The sequence below is a fragment of the uncultured Holdemanella sp. genome (assembly GCF_934772795.1).
Taxonomy (GTDB): Bacteria; Bacillota_I; Bacilli_A; order Erysipelotrichales; family Erysipelotrichaceae; genus Holdemanella.
The window spans coordinates 17,991-34,568 of record NZ_CAKVMR010000006.1 but is presented as its reverse complement, the minus strand read 5'-3'; the positions used below and the strand labels follow the sequence as shown (position 1 = coordinate 34,568).

The 16,578-nt window shown below is 30.2% G+C and carries 13 protein-coding genes; 5 read left to right on the top strand and 8 right to left on the bottom strand.

The features are described from left to right. Nucleotides 1-2: 2 nt before the first annotated feature. The 8 genes from Q0F04_RS02500 to Q0F04_RS02465 are packed head-to-tail and all read right to left on the bottom strand — an operon-like array spanning nucleotide 3 to nucleotide 11,959. Nucleotides 3-305, bottom strand: a complete 303-nt coding sequence (locus Q0F04_RS02500) for a hypothetical protein (RefSeq protein WP_295749785.1) — start codon at nucleotides 303-305, stop codon at nucleotides 3-5. Further along, nucleotides 295-2,436 carry a PHP domain-containing protein gene (locus Q0F04_RS02495; protein ID WP_295749783.1) on the bottom strand — a complete coding sequence of 714 codons (2,142 nt, stop codon included), beginning with the start codon at nucleotides 2,434-2,436 and terminating at the stop codon, nucleotides 295-297. The genes Q0F04_RS02500 and Q0F04_RS02495 overlap by 11 nt, the downstream gene beginning before the upstream one ends. Before the next feature lie 12 nt (nucleotides 2,437-2,448). Beyond that, complete coding sequence (locus Q0F04_RS02490; RefSeq protein ID WP_295749781.1) at nucleotides 2,449-5,427, bottom strand: DEAD/DEAH box helicase family protein; 2,979 nt, start codon at nucleotides 5,425-5,427, stop codon at nucleotides 2,449-2,451. 16 nt (nucleotides 5,428-5,443) lie between these two features. Then, entirely contained in the window at nucleotides 5,444-7,354 is a 1,911-nt protein-coding gene (locus Q0F04_RS02485; RefSeq protein ID WP_295749777.1) for a site-specific DNA-methyltransferase, read from the bottom strand. 13 nt (nucleotides 7,355-7,367) lie between these two features. Continuing rightward, on the bottom strand, nucleotides 7,368-7,763 hold the full coding sequence (locus Q0F04_RS02480) for a DUF2513 domain-containing protein (RefSeq protein WP_295749775.1): 396 nt from the start codon (nucleotides 7,761-7,763) through the stop codon (nucleotides 7,368-7,370). Beyond that, nucleotides 7,750-8,478, bottom strand: a complete 729-nt coding sequence (locus Q0F04_RS02475) for a DUF4391 domain-containing protein (RefSeq protein ID WP_295749772.1) — start codon at nucleotides 8,476-8,478, stop codon at nucleotides 7,750-7,752. Before Q0F04_RS02475 ends, Q0F04_RS02480 begins: the two co-directional genes overlap by 14 nt. Further along, nucleotides 8,475-11,705: a helicase-related protein gene (locus Q0F04_RS02470; RefSeq protein WP_295749770.1), complete on the bottom strand. Its 3,231-nt coding sequence runs from the start codon at nucleotides 11,703-11,705 to the stop codon at nucleotides 8,475-8,477. Before Q0F04_RS02470 ends, Q0F04_RS02475 begins: the two co-directional genes overlap by 4 nt. A 29-nt stretch (nucleotides 11,706-11,734) precedes the next feature. Beyond that, entirely contained in the window at nucleotides 11,735-11,959 is a 225-nt protein-coding gene (locus Q0F04_RS02465; protein ID WP_118114649.1) for a helix-turn-helix transcriptional regulator, read from the bottom strand. 366 nt (nucleotides 11,960-12,325) lie between these two features. Between Q0F04_RS02465 and Q0F04_RS02460 the strand changes: the two genes are divergently transcribed. The 5 genes from Q0F04_RS02460 (at nucleotide 12,326) to Q0F04_RS02440 (ending at nucleotide 16,463) form a co-directional block, all read left to right on the top strand. Beyond that, nucleotides 12,326-12,748 carry a helix-turn-helix domain-containing protein gene (locus Q0F04_RS02460; protein ID WP_003864690.1) on the top strand — a complete coding sequence of 141 codons (423 nt, stop codon included), beginning with the start codon at nucleotides 12,326-12,328 and terminating at the stop codon, nucleotides 12,746-12,748. Nucleotides 12,749-13,144: 396 nt separating this feature from the next. Next, nucleotides 13,145-13,507 carry a type II toxin-antitoxin system PemK/MazF family toxin gene (locus Q0F04_RS02455; protein WP_295749765.1) on the top strand — a complete coding sequence of 121 codons (363 nt, stop codon included), beginning with the start codon at nucleotides 13,145-13,147 and terminating at the stop codon, nucleotides 13,505-13,507. Between the two features lie 112 nt (nucleotides 13,508-13,619). Next, nucleotides 13,620-13,802 carry a helix-turn-helix domain-containing protein gene (locus tag Q0F04_RS02450; protein ID WP_118114646.1) on the top strand — a complete coding sequence of 61 codons (183 nt, stop codon included), beginning with the start codon at nucleotides 13,620-13,622 and terminating at the stop codon, nucleotides 13,800-13,802. Between the two features lie 14 nt (nucleotides 13,803-13,816). Continuing rightward, complete coding sequence (locus tag Q0F04_RS02445) at nucleotides 13,817-15,109, top strand: hypothetical protein (protein WP_295749762.1); 1,293 nt, start codon at nucleotides 13,817-13,819, stop codon at nucleotides 15,107-15,109. Nucleotide 15,110: 1 nt separating this feature from the next. Then, on the top strand, nucleotides 15,111-16,463 hold the full coding sequence (locus Q0F04_RS02440; protein ID WP_295749759.1) for a tyrosine-type recombinase/integrase: 1,353 nt from the start codon (nucleotides 15,111-15,113) through the stop codon (nucleotides 16,461-16,463). The last annotated feature ends 115 nt before the right edge of the window (nucleotides 16,464-16,578 follow it).

The following is a 16,578-nucleotide window of genomic DNA, read 5'->3' as shown; positions in this document are numbered from 1 at the left end:
TTTTACTGATTTTTCTTTAATTCTTCAGGAATATCTTGAATAATTTTTTTTAACTCAGAATTAAGTTGTTTAATATATTCTTCAGAAATTTCTATATATAGAGTTTTTTTATAATTTGGATTAACATTCAATATAAACTGAAATTCTTCTTCAAACGCTTGGTTAATAACATCATAAAATAACTCTCGCAAACCTGTTTGATCTTTATTATTTAGATCAATTTGCTTTGTTAAATCCGAATTAATATTGAATTCCAATACATCTTTCCCGTTTTCTTCCTTAAGTTGCACAACTTTACTTTCCATAAATTTCACCTCTCTCAATAAAAGCTCCTTCACCACCTTCAAGTGTGCTCATGCTTTTTTCCGACCAAATACATGTATCGTTATCATCTTTGTAATTTACTAATACATTTGTAAATGGATTTCCAATATATGTTGCGTATTTATCATTTCCGAGATACTCTCTATAAACTGATAGCAACGGTAAAGTTCTAACACCTATATTTGCATCATGAGTTGAAATAATAATTGTTTTATTAAGCTTTGAAAGTTCAATTAGTCGTGGAAGGATAATATCATTAATATATTTATGTCCCACACTCATTTCTGGCTCATCTAATATAAATACATTTTTTGAATCGTCAACCAATGCGTTGGCCAAAAGTAACATTGATTGTTCCCCATTTGAAGGATTATATTCTTCATTATTTTGATTGACTATTCTATTTTTTACTCCTATGAAATCGCGTAAAGAAGTTATACCTTTGTTTTGTAAAAGATTATTTAATGCTGAAATATTGGATCCTTTATTTTGTTCAAATGACTTTGCCTGTATTTTTTCAATATAATCATATGCAGTTCTTAAATCTGTAATTGTATAATTAGCTCCTTTTTTTAAAGAAACATTTTTTGCAATTTTTGGATTTATGAAAATCAATTTTTCATTATAAATAGGACCTTTTTCTTTTAAATCACCTAGTTTAGATTTAATGCACTTATTTTCTTCATTTAACAATTTTTTGATATTAGTCGTTTCATTATATAAATTTAAACATTTAGAATATGTATCTAATAAACCTGTACTAGAAGGCAATTGATTTACACCAGACTTTGTTTGACAAAGATTTTTCATTTTTTCAATAGTAAATTTTTCGAGTTTTAACCCTTGTAATTTACACCATTCGTTTTTTAGACTGTTTTTGGCATTACGAAGTGCTGCATTTAACAATTGAACTAGTAACTCTTTATTTTCTTTATCTAAATAAAGATTTTCATTATACAACTTATTAAAATCATTCAATATACTAGATAAAGTTCTATAATCTTCTAAAACCTGAATATATTTTTCACTAGATATTTTTTCGGTAAAAACTGTATCTTTAAACCCAAACTTTGCACTATATTTATTTATATCTTTAGTTTTAGCCCATTCTTTATATCTTGTTATCGGTGTAACTATTGAATCTGTCCATGTAGAAATAGATTGGATTTCTTTAGAGCAATCATTTATTCCAAATAACAAAAAATCCGAATCTTCATTTTCAATTTGAATCATTTTTTTAAATTCTGATTCTTTAGTTTGACCCTCATAATAGGAAACATCAGAGTTGCCACGAGATTCAAAATGTTCTTTTAGCTTTTTTAAAAATGAACTCTTTCCAGTTCCTTTACCACCAAAAATAATATTAATATCATTGTAAATTGGTAATTGAATAGCACAATCTTCAAAAGGAACAATTTTTACCAATTCATTTATTTTTTGATTTACGAAAGTATTTAAAACCTGTTCATCTTTTTTTACCAACAAATTAAAATGTTGATAGTCAGAAATAGGCATTTTCAATTCTGGCAATTCGTAATTACAGTAGTTATCCCAATTTTGCACATCAGAACCGATAAAACTATTAATATTGTGAGCATATAAAATCCCAGCACTTCTTAATTGTGGAACTTCTAGAAATAATGGTTTTTTTCCAGATAAATCATTTTTCAATTGCTCCAAATCATAATCAGATAAACTAGGCTTTTTCCAACCATAATGAGCTATAACAGTAATATCGAATTCATAAAATGTTTTCACAATTGAATGAATATTCATCTCAAATAAATCTGGATGAGTATCCTTAATTGCATCTTTGCATTTTTCTGAAAATTCAAAAGCATATTGTGGATTTGCAATTATTATACAATGTCCCTTACTTTGATCACCTTTAACGTCTAACTCAATGCCAGGCCATATTTGTATACCTTGATTTTTCGCCACATTATTAAATTCAACATATTGTTCATAGTCAAAACAATTGTGATTTGTAATCGCAACAATTGAGACTCCTGCATTTTGTATTTGTGAGATGAACTTTTCACAGGAAACATTTCGTGTTATAGCATCACCACTTTTAGTCTTTTTTGTGTGACAATGTAAATCAATTTTCATTATTTCATCTCCTTAGCATTTTGATTTTAATGTTTTTAACTCTTTTACAACTTCATATTTAATTCCAGTATCGATAACTTCAAAATGTTTTCTACCACAAAGAATTTTTTTCTTTTCTGTACCCTTTAAATCATTGATATTTTCAGTACCTTTTGTTTCTGCTACAAAATAAAGCTTTTCTCCTTCATTTGTATTTAAAACAACTGCCCAGTCTGGATTATAATTTCCAATAGGAGTATCAATTTTAAACCTACTAGGTAATTTTGCATAAAGAAGAACATCATCATCATTTTCAGCATCTACCGCAAATTCACGTTCAATTTCAGAATCATAAATAACATGATCATAAATGTTCTTTTCACTAGAAACATCTAATAAATTACGATCTTTATATCCATACAATTCTTCATCATTGAAAATAAAATCCTGTTCATAGTAATCGTCAACTTTTTCATACTTGATTCCTTCAGTAAGATTTTCTTTTTTTACGGACAATAATATCTTAGATACTTGTTTAATCCATTCTTCAGGATTAACATAGAATTCTTTTAGTCTTCCTGATTTTGCAACAATTTCAATGATTGTTTTTCTTAATAAACCTGTTGAATCTTGAAGTCTACGAATAAAATCAGGGTAGGTCATCTTTTCAAATTCATAAACCGCCCCAAGTTCTCTTACTTGATGTCCCACATCTTTAACACCTTGTTTTGTGATATCAACATTGGTAATCTGAGCATCAATTTTATCAGCACGAATATGTGGCATATTTTGAATTTGTTCAATAGCTTGCTTTTTAAATGCATCCATATCCATATTGATTGTATAAACTGTCTTTTGTTTAATTTTATTCCACAATGACACAAATTCAGGAGACAATTGAACTTCTTTATTAATCTTTACAGGTACTTTTGTAGAAGCATCTTTAATTTCAATTTCTCTTGATAAATTATCAATACGTTTCATAACCTTTGGAGTAAATGATTCATATTGTTCTGGTAAAACAAATTTATCATCATGCTTTTCTTGATGATATTTATTTGTGATTTTGCCCTTAGAAGTCATGTATTCATTCTTTACAAGATAGTTGAATATTTCTTCAGATTCCTTTTGCGTTAATTCCACTAATTTACCATCATGTTGCTTAACCGCAATACCAGTAAAACTGATTGGTTCAATAATACCAAATTTGAAGTTATCACTCTCAAGTTCTTTTTGAAGCGTACTTGCGAATTCTTTATAAGATTCGTTGGCAATAACACTTAATGTATTGTATTTAGGTTCAAGTACACGTTCACCGTTTTGATTAACACAAATACGTAAACCACGACCAATCTTTTGACGTTTTGTCATTGTATCTTTCGTTTCAACTAAAGTACAAACTTGGAACACATTTGGATTATCCCAACCTTCTTTTAAAGCTGAGTGGGAGAAAATAAAACGAATTGGTTCATCAAAACTCAACAAACGTTCCTTATCCTTCATAATTAACTGGTACGTTGTTTCATCATCATTTGTTGTACCACTAGAGTTTTTAATTCTACCTTTACCATCCTGTGCAAAGTATCCATCATGTACAGCAGTAGGATCAGTAGAAATATAATCTCCATATTTTTCTCTAAGAAGTTTATAACGAGGTTGATTAATGAGTTTACTGTATTCTTCTTCAAACCAGATTTGATAATCACCTTTTTCATCTTCTCTAGAATAATCACGATATTTAGATACTTCATCAATGAAGAACAAGCTTAAAACTTTAATGCCTTGTTTCATATAATGAAGTTCTTTATTGAGATGCATTTCAATTGTTTGACGAATTTGTGCACGTTTCATAGCTGATTCATCAACATTACCAATTACATCACCAATATTCAAGAATTCTCCATTACTAAAAGTAACTGATTCCTCACCTGGGAAACAATCAATATTATCAATGATATAGCCATTATTTTTATAGTAATCAACTTCATTTGATAATTCCCACAAATCATCTTTTGTTTTTGCTGTAACTACTTTTTTACCAATAACACCTGTTTTTTTATTATTTACATAAATTTCCAATCGACAAGAAAATCCATTTTTTTCAGATACACTCATTAATTTAACATATGGTTTTGTACTTGCTTCATTACTTGTAATGGAAGCAACTTCAATATGTTTAACTAAATTTTCTTGATAAGCATCTACTGGTGTTAAACGATACATTAAATTGTAGAGCTCTTTGTGGGTTGCTGAATAACGCAAGGTACATAAAGGATTTAAGGAAGCAATGGCTTCTTTTGATTTCTTTGTACCATCTACAGATTGCGGTTCATCAATGATAACAATTGGATTTGTTCCAGCAATCAAATCGATTGGCTTATTCCCATTTAATTTATCACTTGTTCTATGAATCAAATTTGCCTTTGTTTCTTTAGAAGGATCTGTAAAGCTCTTTCTAAAAGCATCAATATTAATAATCATGATTTCAATATTTGTGCTTGTAGCAAATTCTCTGATCCTTTCCAAGTGATTAGAATCATATACAAAGTAGTTGTAGACTACATTGTCATATTTTTCCATGAAATGATCTTTTGTCGCATTTAAAGAATTATTCACACCTTCTTTAATTGCAATACTAGGGACAACAATAATAAACTTAGTAAAACCATAACGTTTATTCATTTCTAAGATAGTCTTAGTATAAACATATGTTTTACCTGTACCAGTCTCCATCTCAATCGTAAAATTACGATTTTGAAGACTTTTAGACATTTGAATATCGTTATGTTCTTGAATACTTTGAACATTTTCAAGCATTGTAAAATCATTAATCGATAATTTATTAGAATGACCTATGAAGTAACTAACACCTTCAGCATTAAAATCCAATTGATTTCTTTGATCTACTTCAATTGTAAATAAAGAATCTTTTACTTCACAGCCATCAAAAATATCACATATTGCATTCACTGCATCTGTTTGATAGGGTTGATCTACAAATTTTAACTTCATTTGCAAACTCCTTTCTTTATATACATTTAATATCTTCAACACCAGCGTGTTCTAAATTATATACTGCATTGATTTTAGCATTATCATCAACAAAGCCACTTTCTTTGAAGATTACAGTTCTTGGTGATAATTCTCCAATCGCTTTTACATCTTCACTTGTAAGATCATCTTCTAGACAAACAATCATGTATCGTTTACCCACTCGATACATTATTTTACCATTTACTTCTATTTCTTCTACTTGTCTATCAAATACACCATATTTAAGCATGATTTCATAAAGAATATCTTCTTTACTTCTATCATGTTTAAATACTTCACCTAAACGAGCAGATAATTCTTTTTCGTCTAGTTCCAAACTAGTATCCCACTCATTCACATTACTAGAATCAAGTTTAAATACTTTAAATCCTATATCTGCAGTAAATTCTTCTTCACCTGATAATAAAGTATCTTTAGGATGTTCCTTTTCCCAATCGACTTTAATCTGTTCTCCAGCTCTGCGAATACGTTCTTCTCCAATTTCACATATATTTTTATATCCAGCTTTATATGCTTCTGATTTTTCATCGCATAATTCCGGAAGTTGAACCATGATGAATTTGCGATTTCCACCATCTTCTGAATTAAATTGCATAATTGCGTCCGCTAAAGTTGAAGAGCCAGAAAAGAAATCTAAAATAACAGAATCACGCTCAGCTCCAAGCTCTACTAATCTTTTCATTAAATTGGGTGATTTAGGAAAACTCATTATATTTAAGTCAAAAAGTTGTTTTATTCTTTTTTTACCCCAATCATTATTAAATTCATTTTCTAATTGCAGTGATTTTGCTAAAGTAGTAGCTGAATTTCCGGTATTTAAATAATCTTTTCTAAAAATTCTCCATCCATTTGTAGTTTGTTCAGCAAAAATTAAGTTGTTTTCATTTTTTACTTTCTGCTTTGACCATGTCCAACATGTTGGTATTGTTTCAGAGGCGTTTGGAAATACTTCAACGGTATAATTATCTTTTTTCTCCACAGAAACATTTCCATTTTCAGGATCAACATATAGCGGATAGTATAGACTTGGTCTTGTTTCCGGATTAAATGCTTGATTACGGTTTCTTAGCCCTATAGGTCTAAATTTTCCATTATCATCAATGCGATTGTATTCAGATAACATTTTTTCATCTTTTCCAATTTTATTTATTGAAGATGTATTACCATAATTTTTTACATAAATAAGTATTGGTTCATATGTTTTGGCAATATATAAATCAAGATTTCTTCCTCTAGGATTAACTTGTACCGCAAATTTTCCCACAAAATTGTATTCACCAAATATTTCATTACAAATCTTCTGCAAATTCACTTCTTCATTATCATCAATACTTATTAAAATAACACCATCTTCTGACAATAAATTTTTAGCTAGCTGTAGTCTTGGATACATCATATTCAACCAATCTGTATGGAATCTACCATTACTTTCTGGATTTGATGATGTTATCTGATTTGTTTGTTCCTTATAATTATCCAGACTGTTTTTAAAATCATCATGATATACAAAATCATTACCTGTATTGTAAGGTGGATCAATATAGATCATTTTTATTTTGCCATAATATGTTTTTTGGAGTTGTTTTAATACTTCTAGATTATCTCCTTCAATATAAAGATTTTCTGTTGTATCCCAGTCTTTTGATTTTTCTTTGCAAGGTCTTAATGTTGCTGATGAAGGTGTTTGAGCTAATTTAATTGATTTAGCTTTACCATTCCAAGTAAATTGATACTTTTCCCTGGAATCATCGATCTCATCTCCAAGCATTGCTCTCAGCATATCAAAATTAATTTTTCCTTCTTCTACTGCTTCAGGAAATAATTCTTTAATTTTAGCTATATTATTCTTTTCTAAGTTTAAACTTAGCCCATCGATTCTATCCATTTCAGTTTCTCCTTTAAATACAATTATTAATCTTATTTGTTAATACCCCAGCTGCTATTTGCAAAAGAATATCAATTGATGATGATCCAACTTTCTTTGCAACATCTTTGACTTTATTCCAGTTATTATCATCTTTAATTTGCTCAATAAATTCATGACCAAAATATGTAATATCTATTATTAAGAATTCGTCTATTATTGAATCATCATAAGAAAAAATTTTCGCATTAATTAATTTTGCTTCTTTCATCTTTAAAACAGAATACTTTATAACTGATAAATCATAATTTGGTAGTACTTCATGTAAATCTTTTGAACTTAAAATATTCATTGTACCATCATCATTCATATGTAGTAACTCTTTACATTTTAAAAGTATATCTCTAACACAGTCTTTATTTAATTCCAAGTGTATCGCCTCTCAATTTCTGTATAATTTGTTTCTGTTTCTGTTCTTCATCATATATTTGATCATCTACATCCAGCTGCTCCGCTTTCATCGCAGATTTTTTATACTGTTCTTTCAAATAGCTGATATTTGAAGAACATTGCTGATACTCTTTAATAACAGTCTTAAAATCCAAATCAACTTCTGGATATATATTGATAATGCTATAAACAGCAATTCTGTACAGTAATTGTACAACCTTCATGTAATATTCTTTCAGATTGGCTGCTGATAATTTTGATAGATCTAAATACTTATAAGCTTCTCCATCTATCTTTTGTACAACAATATCATCTAAAACAGTTTTTGTTGTATCCACCCTGTTGATTCTTTTAGGTGCTGCACTGATCCATTCTTTATCAGAAGCATAGTCCATTAAAAGGATGGTAGGTTCTGGAAATGCTGAATGCAGCTGAACAGAAAGATCAGTTAACTGATCATCCTTTTTCAATGTTACCTGTAACACATAAATCGCCTGATAGCTGTACTCCTCATCTTTATATGCTCTATAATGAATTATCTGTTCATTCAATAAACTTACAAGATAAATAGAAGCAACATGACTTTCAATTAATCTTTTATTTTCAGGTGTAGGTTGTAGTTGTTCAATCAGTGTTTTAACAGGAATTCGTTGTTTTTGTAATGTTGGAATTTCTAACTTTTCTAATAATCTCATGATTCCATCACCAAGAAAGAAACTAATTCGAAATCATTTAATCCACTTACTGTATTATCTAACAAAGTAGCTTGTCCGATTTGAAATAAAGATTGAACTCCTTTTTGTTCTACAACACCTTTAATATCAAAAACAGCCTGTTCCAACAAATATGTATAGTCTGACATATCTAATCCATTCTTTGTCTTTTTATTAAAAGATTTGACTAATTTTTCAATTGGTTCTTCTTTACCCTGGCAGAGTACTTTAAACAGATCCAGTATCTTTTTAGGGTTTGTATTTTTAACTTGAATTGAACCATCATCCTTTACGTATACAAGGTAGTAAGGATATAAAGAAGAAGCAGATTCTTGATTATCTGTATATTTCTTTTGTTTTAAACAATAGATCACACCTGCTGTACATTCATCCTTATTTTTTTCTGGAATGTTTGTAATTGCATATACACCAGTAGGATATTTTTCTAATACATTTGGATGTTCTTTCATATATCGATCTAACGACATAATAAAATCATCCAATGTTAAATCTGTAATAGAAATACCACCTTGTAAATCTTCAACATCTAACACTTCATTTTGAAGTTGTTTTAATTGATTCTTACGATATTCAAGATTCTTACTTTCAGCAGATAACAAATCATCGTCACCAGTTGCTGAAAGATCCAACATAACCATTCTGTTTTTTACTCTGTTTTCAAGATTGATATATTCATCTAATTCCATATTCGGCCAGAAGTTTACTAACTGAATTACTTTATTTGTTGAACCAATACGATCCACACGCCCGAATCTTTGAACAATCCGTACTGGGTTCCAGTGAATATCATAGTTTATCAAATAGTCACAATCTTGTAAGTTTTGACCTTCCGAAATACAATCTGTCGCAATTAAAACATCAATTTGATCTTTATCTGTTCTTAAATGGTTTGATCTTGGCGAGAAATTAGCAAGTATAGATTCAAATTGATTTGAAACAGATTTTAAATTTGTTTTAACCCCTGAACCACCAGTAACCAAACCACAATACAAACCATGTGTCTTTAATAGCCATTCATTTAAGCATTTATATAGATATTCTGCTGTATCTGAGAATGAAGTGAAGATAATAATCTTTTTATTTTCTTCATTAATTGGATGCATAATCTTGTTAGTAATCTGATTTTTTAAATCATGTAATTTTGCATCTTTATCTGGTGTAACATCAATAGATTGATATAGCAGTTCCTCTAAGATTTTACGATCTTCTGCTAAATCTTCTCTTAATCTTAATGCATCTAAATCCTTGACTTTGATTTTAATTTTTCCACCAACTTCATAATCAAAATCATCATCTTCAACATTTGAAAATGTGTCATCATCAAAATCGTATTCTTGACCTTTATCAAGAATATCCATCATAATTTCAATCTGACTTAAAATTCTTTCCAATGTTAATGTAAATGAGTTAACAGAACTTTCTAATCGTTTAAAAATATTCACACGCATCAAGTTAACAATATTTTTTTCACGATCTACTTGTTTAAACTTTCCTGTACCGCCTTTTACTTCTTGATCATACAATGCTTCATAATATTCAAGTTTACTAGGAAGTACATAAAGCATAGGAGAGTAAATAGCCAGATGAAGACTCGCAATCATTCCATTCACTTTTCCAAGAGGTGGAAAATTCTTATTGATATCGATATCTGATTTAACAGAAATTGGTTTCAAACGAGTTGGAAATTCACCAATATCCTTTGTATCATAATACGTCTGAATTTGCCTTCTGCTTCGAGCAATTGTTACAGTATTTAATAAATTGAAGAAATTATAGTCAAGCATTGGTAAAAGAGTAGCTGTTGTACGTTTTTCTTCTGGCAGCTTAGACCATTCTTTAAATCGTGTTTGTGCAACTCGTAATGTTGTTTCAATACTGTTAATACCTACAGAATCTTTAAAAGCATCATCTTGATCTTCTGTAATAAACATAATTTGATTTTTTAAATCTGCCAAACGATTATTTACAGGCGTAGCAGACAACATTAAAACTTTCGTTTTAACTCCACTCTTTATAATACGATTCATCAATTTTTGATAACGTGTTTCTTTACCCTTAAATGCATTATTATTTCTGAAGTTGTGAGATTCATCAATGACTACAAGATCATAATTACCCCAGTTGATTGTTTCTAGATTGATATCTCCTGATTTTCCTTTATCACGAGATAAATCTGTATGGTTTAAAACATCGTAATTAAAACGATCTTCTGCTAAGAAATTAGTAACACTATTTTCTCTGAAAGAAGTCCAGTTTGAACGTAGTTTTTTAGGACAAAGCACAAGTACTCGATCATTTCTTAATTCATAATATTTAATAATAGCTAAAGCTTCAAAAGTCTTACCTAAACCAACAGAATCCGCAATTATACAGCCATTATATAATTCAAGTTTTTTTATAGCTCCAACAACAGCATCATGTTGAAAATTATATAAAGCGTTCCATATTTTAGTTTTATTGATTCCTGTACGTTCTTTAACTCTAGCCATGTCATCCATGTTTAACAGTTTTTCACCAAATATGTTATATAGAGTTAAATAATAAATTAATTCAGGAGAATTTTCTTTGTATAAATTGGATAAGTGTTTTAATAATTCGTCTTTAACATCCGCAACCAAATCTTCATTTTCAAATATTTGATTAATAAAAGCTTTATATTGATCAATCATTTGTTGATCATCACTGACCGTATTGAAATCAAAGCGAATTTGATTTGTATATCCTAAACCGTCTTTAGAAAAAGCTATATTATTGCCTTGAATCAAATAACTTCCTTCTTTATTTTCAACAAGAATGTTACTTGGAGAAACACTACCTGATTTAACAACAGATTTAATTTCACCTTTTTCTTTTATGAAGTTATAACACTTAGAAGCAATTTGGTTTTGATCCAAATTGTTTTTTAATCCGATTTCTAAGTTGAATTCAGAAACATTTCTTTCTCTTTGATGCATCTGTAATTCAAATTCTTTTACTTCTTTATCATTGGCAATAATTCTTTTTATGAATGTAGGTTCATTGAACAGAAATTTAAATTTATTACTTTTTTCTAATACTTTTCGTAATTCTTCAAAAGCATAGATTGTAAAGATAGGAGACGAGATAGTTATATCAGCTCCTTCTTGTGTATTTTCTTTGACGTACTCACCAACGGCACCAATTTTATTATTATCCAATACTATAGGCATGTAATCACCTCTTTTACGTTTATTCGTACTTATTTATTTTCATCACGTTCCTCTTTAGGAATGATTTCTACAACATCATCAAATGTGCAATTGAAATAATCACAAATATCAATCAATTTATCCATAGAAATAGCTTGTCCTTTAGACAATTTAGCTAGTGTTCCTGAAGATAATCCTATTTTTTCTGCAAACTCTGTTTTTGTTAGATTCGCATCAATTAAAAGCTTAAATAAATTATTGTAGCTTACTTTCATATTGTTTACCTCGCATATACGAATTCATTATACCTTTTCTAGTAATCAGTTTGAAGGAAATCTTTACTTTTTTGAAGATTTTTATCAAACATTTTAAATTATATTGATAGTTTATAAATATATAACCATTGCTGCAATGCATATACAGTGTTCTAATAATGTTAATGGTAAAGAATCGAAGTCCTCCTAACTCTTTTCGTTTTTGAAAAGAGAATAGATTTTTAGAATACAACGAATTGGTGCAGATCTCTGTTTCAGACAGTTGATCTGTTTTTTTTATCCCTTTCAAGGCTAAAAAAAGCCTTTTTTGTGGACTTTCAAGTGAAGGGGAAATTGTTTCTCCTTCACAAAAGGAGGAATAATAAAATGTATAACTATGGTTACGAAAAGAAAAAGTATTTAGAAGAAAAAGAAAAAGAAGAAAACTTGCTACGATTATTAGGATTTCCTGAATGGAAGATTCAGTACCTTCGAGAACTAGATGATTTTGATTTCAACAAAAATCGCAGTTTTCACCGTAATGAATCGCCAACTGAAGTAAAATTTTTTCTAAATGAACCTTCTGAAGATTGTATAAGTGAATATACATGGGAAGATGTACTAAATGGAGTAAACGATGCCGTTGTTTATAAGCATTTGAAAAAGTGTGATCCTGTCATGCAGAAAATCATTGTAATGTTGAAAAACAAGTATTGTGTACGGGAAATTGCTGAAGATTTACATATGACGACCAACGCAGTTTATAAAAGAATCGAAAAATTCTCAAAAAAATGTAAAAAGAGAGGCTAATAATTGGCAATTTCAAGGACTATCTAGTGAAGGGGGATATGTAATCTTCCTAGCAGCTCTTTGAAAACAAAATAACAACTATTAGATACAACACTTATATATTCGAGCTATTTCACTACTGCGCGATGATGTTTTTAACGAGCGATGATACTTTAGATTGATAAACAATTTGCTGATTGTGCCATGACAATATATAAGATAATGATACTTCTAGCGACAGGCTCAAGCGTGATATGGGTTGGTGCGATGCCAATGAAAGATAATTAGCAACTATCTTGTCTAATAGGATTCCTTTGTTTTCGGGTAATCAGGTGATAAATAGAAAACACGATAAATATTTTATTTTTAAACATCAACCGGGATATACTCCCGGTTTTACATAAGGAGTGGATATGCATGAAAATTAAAAGAGGAGAAGTCTATTTAGCAGATTTAAGTGATGCATCTGGATCAGAACAAGGAAAAGTTCGTCCTGTTGTGATTATTCAAAACAATCGTGGTAATAAATATAGTCCAACAACCATTGTGGCTTGTTTATCATCCAAGATTTATACCAAGCATCATTTACCAACACATCATCTTTTACCAGATGGTATTGGATTAAAATACAAATCAATGGTCATGTGTGAACAGATTCGCGTTATTGATAAAAGTCGATTGTTAAAGAAAATAGCCACTATTGGTAGATTAGATATGATGGCGATTGATCGAAAAATCAAAATCAGTCTAGATTTACGTTTACATAACCAAAGAAAATAGCTTTGGTTATGTTCCCTTTCCTTATGGAAGCAGTCCTTTCCCAGCTGCTTCCTTTTATTTTGTAGGTGAGAATTTAAATTTCAAAAATTTTATAGTGAGGAGGAACAAAGCGATGAAACCTGTTATATGCGAAAAGAAAACATATACCGTTGCTGAAATTATGCAAATACTTGGTATTGGAAGGACAGCAGCCTATGACTTAACAAGAAAAGGATTATTTAAAGTCATTCGTGTTGGAAAAATTCTTCGTATTAACAAGGAATCCTTTGATCAATGGTTTGACAGTCAACAATAAAGGAGGAATGAGGGATGGCTGTGATTTTAAAATTGGGAAAGAAATTTCAAGTAACTTACGAGGTAGTCACACCTGCAAAAGAAATAAAAATGATTAAGGAATTATTCGATAACTATGAAGATGCAGCTAAACGAAAAGAATTATTAGATGGTGAGACATGTATGTTTTCCCCAGATAGTTTATTTGTGGATGTAATGGAAGATTGGCTTGCTGATCCATATTTCAGAGATCATTTAAAAAAATATCACGAGGCTCAAAAAAACTATGATGTGTATCTTCGTAGCCTTGTAGAAACAACTAAAGTTAAAGATGTTGATTCAGCCTTTGCAAATTCTATTATTAACCAGCTCTGCACAATCAAAAGTATAGGAAGGAATAGTACATTGTCTGTAAAGACGATTCGAGCCTGTAAGCTATTGCTTATAAGTACGTGTGATCATGCAATTAAGATGGGAATCATGGATGAAAATCCATTTAATGAGATTCATATTTCAGATCCGAATGATTTTAAAAAAAGGCCAAAGAAATATGCAGATTGGACTTATGAAACCATGCTTCAGATTTTTGATGGCTGCAAAGAGGAAAAACTATATGTCATTATGCAAATCGTATTTGCAACCGGAATGAATGTGACGGATGTACTTGGTCTAGTATGGTCAGATTTTTATCATGAAAAGGATAAGTACTATATTCGAACAAATAAAATGATGGAACGCATGTATGAAAAAGAATTATTCTTCCTTCCTGAATCCTACGTAATCAAAAAATATGTTCATGATAAAAAGATTAAATCTAAAACCCAGGTTGTTCATCATTATGTGGATAAAGAAAATATATATTCTATTCCACGTACTCTGTATGAATTGTTACAAAACTGGAAAAAGCGTTCTAAAGACATATTCCAGTTTGATACAAGTCCTGATGCATTGATGTTTACAACTTTTGGAATCAGTCCATATGATGATCGTTTATTGCTTAAACATTTAGATCAAACAACATGCGCTTTGGATCTTCCAAGACATACACTAGCAGGATTGAAATTCTTTTCTGGGAAAGTTGCACCAGATGGAAGATCTTATAGGGATATTTATTATTATGAACACAATGATATTCCCTTTAGCTATTCTGGTTTAACTGCCAAAGAAAAAACAGCGAAAATCAACTCCGAATTTTCAAATCAAATGAAAAAAGAATTGCCTGATAAAGATAAAAAAGATGCGGTAGATTTAGTCAGACAGCTTAGTGAGGACAAAAATATCCGTAAAAAGTTATTGATGAAACTATTAGAAATTGAAAGTGGTGAATAAGATGGCATCGATACAAAAACGAAAGGATAAATACAATGTAATTTACTATTACACAGATAAATATGGAAAAGTAAAGCAAAAGTGGGAATCTTTCAGGACGTTAAGAGAAGCTAGAAAGAGAAAAGCCGAAGTTGAACTTCAACAAGCGGATCGAACATTCATTGCACCAAGTACAACGACTTTAAATGAGTTTTGGCCAACGTATGTAGATCTTTATGGATGTAACAAATGGTCAATATCCACTATGGAAAAGAATACAGCATTATTTAAAGCTTATATTTCACCGTATCTAGGGCACTATAAATTAGATGAAATTCGTCCAATAACGATTGAACAATATTATGCAAATCTTAAAGAAAGTGAAAATGCAATGAAAACCGGAAAAGTATCTAGCAGGGTTATCGCAGAGATTCATAGAGTTTTGCGTTGCACATTTAATGTAGCTGTTAAATGGGAATATATTCAAAATAATCCATTCTTAAAAGTTGACACACCCAAACATGAATATGAAAAGCGTGAAATATGGACAGCTAATCAGATTGCCAAAGCTCTTGAAGTTTGTGAAGATCCAAAACTTTCGATTGCCATTCAACTTGCATTTGCCTGTTCTTTAAGAATTGGAGAAGTACTCGGTCTTACTTGGGATAATGTGCATATCAGTGATGATGATTTTTCAAATAACGATACACATATTTATATAAAGCAGCAGTTAGAAAGAGCACGTACAGATGCACTGGAAAAACTGAATAACAAAGATGTACTATTCATCTTTCCACAATTCGAAGAAAGAAAAAACGCAACAAGACTGGTTTTAAAAACTCCTAAAACAGATAGTAGTGTTCGAAAAATCTGGTTACCAAACACATTGGCTTGTTTTTTGAAACAGTGGAAAGAAGAACAAAATAAATACAAAGAAGCTTACGGGGATAAATATCATAATTATAATCTTGTGATATGTCAGCCAAACGGTATTCCATGTGATGGAAGTGTTATTCGTAAAGGCTTATCAAAATTAGAAAAAGAAGCCGGACTTCCCCATGTTGTATTTCATTCCTTACGTCATACAAGTACAACCTATAAATTAAAATTGAATAATGGAGATATAAAAGCAACACAAGGAGACACCGGCCATTCTCAAGCTGATATGGTTATGGATTTATATAGTCATATTTTAGATGAAGATCGAAGAGTAAATGCGCAAAGGTTTGAAGATAGTTTCTATAAACAAAACATGGAAAACTATGTCGAAGTTCCCCAGGCAAGTAAGAAAGTTGACATAGATCAGGTCTTGGAAAAAATCAAGCAGGATCCCGAATTATTGCAGCTATTAATTGCTACTTTGGGAGGTGATTAAACACTATATTAGAATTCGTGACATATCGCCTGGTGCGCCTAGTGCCGTAGGGTTTTATTAGATAGCATTAGAAATCCATTAGATAACCCTAAAAATGATGTAAAAAAGTTCGGAT

What these genes read in the sequence shown, in the direction of transcription:
- Q0F04_RS02460 (WP_003864690.1), top strand. Translation starts at nt 12,326, where the DNA reads ATGTATAACTATGGTTACGAAAAGAAAAAGTATTTAGAAGAAAAAGAA.
- Q0F04_RS02445 (WP_295749762.1), top strand. Translation starts at nt 13,817, where the DNA reads ATGGCTGTGATTTTAAAATTGGGAAAGAAATTTCAAGTAACTTACGAG.
- Q0F04_RS02465 (WP_118114649.1), bottom strand. Translation starts at nt 11,959, where the DNA reads ATGAAAGTAAGCTACAATAATTTATTTAAGCTTTTAATTGATGCGAAT.
- Q0F04_RS02440 (WP_295749759.1), top strand. Translation starts at nt 15,111, where the DNA reads ATGGCATCGATACAAAAACGAAAGGATAAATACAATGTAATTTACTAT.
- Q0F04_RS02485 (WP_295749777.1), bottom strand. Translation starts at nt 7,354, where the DNA reads ATGGATAGAATCGATGGGCTAAGTTTAAACTTAGAAAAGAATAATATA.
- Q0F04_RS02490 (WP_295749781.1), bottom strand. Translation starts at nt 5,427, where the DNA reads ATGAAGTTAAAATTTGTAGATCAACCCTATCAAACAGATGCAGTGAAT.
- Q0F04_RS02455 (WP_295749765.1), top strand. Translation starts at nt 13,145, where the DNA reads ATGAAAATTAAAAGAGGAGAAGTCTATTTAGCAGATTTAAGTGATGCA.
- Q0F04_RS02470 (WP_295749770.1), bottom strand. Translation starts at nt 11,705, where the DNA reads ATGCCTATAGTATTGGATAATAATAAAATTGGTGCCGTTGGTGAGTAC.
- Q0F04_RS02450 (WP_118114646.1), top strand. Translation starts at nt 13,620, where the DNA reads ATGAAACCTGTTATATGCGAAAAGAAAACATATACCGTTGCTGAAATT.
- Q0F04_RS02475 (WP_295749772.1), bottom strand. Translation starts at nt 8,478, where the DNA reads ATGAGATTATTAGAAAAGTTAGAAATTCCAACATTACAAAAACAACGA.
- Q0F04_RS02495 (WP_295749783.1), bottom strand. Translation starts at nt 2,436, where the DNA reads ATGAAAATTGATTTACATTGTCACACAAAAAAGACTAAAAGTGGTGAT.
- Q0F04_RS02500 (WP_295749785.1), bottom strand. Translation starts at nt 305, where the DNA reads ATGGAAAGTAAAGTTGTGCAACTTAAGGAAGAAAACGGGAAAGATGTA.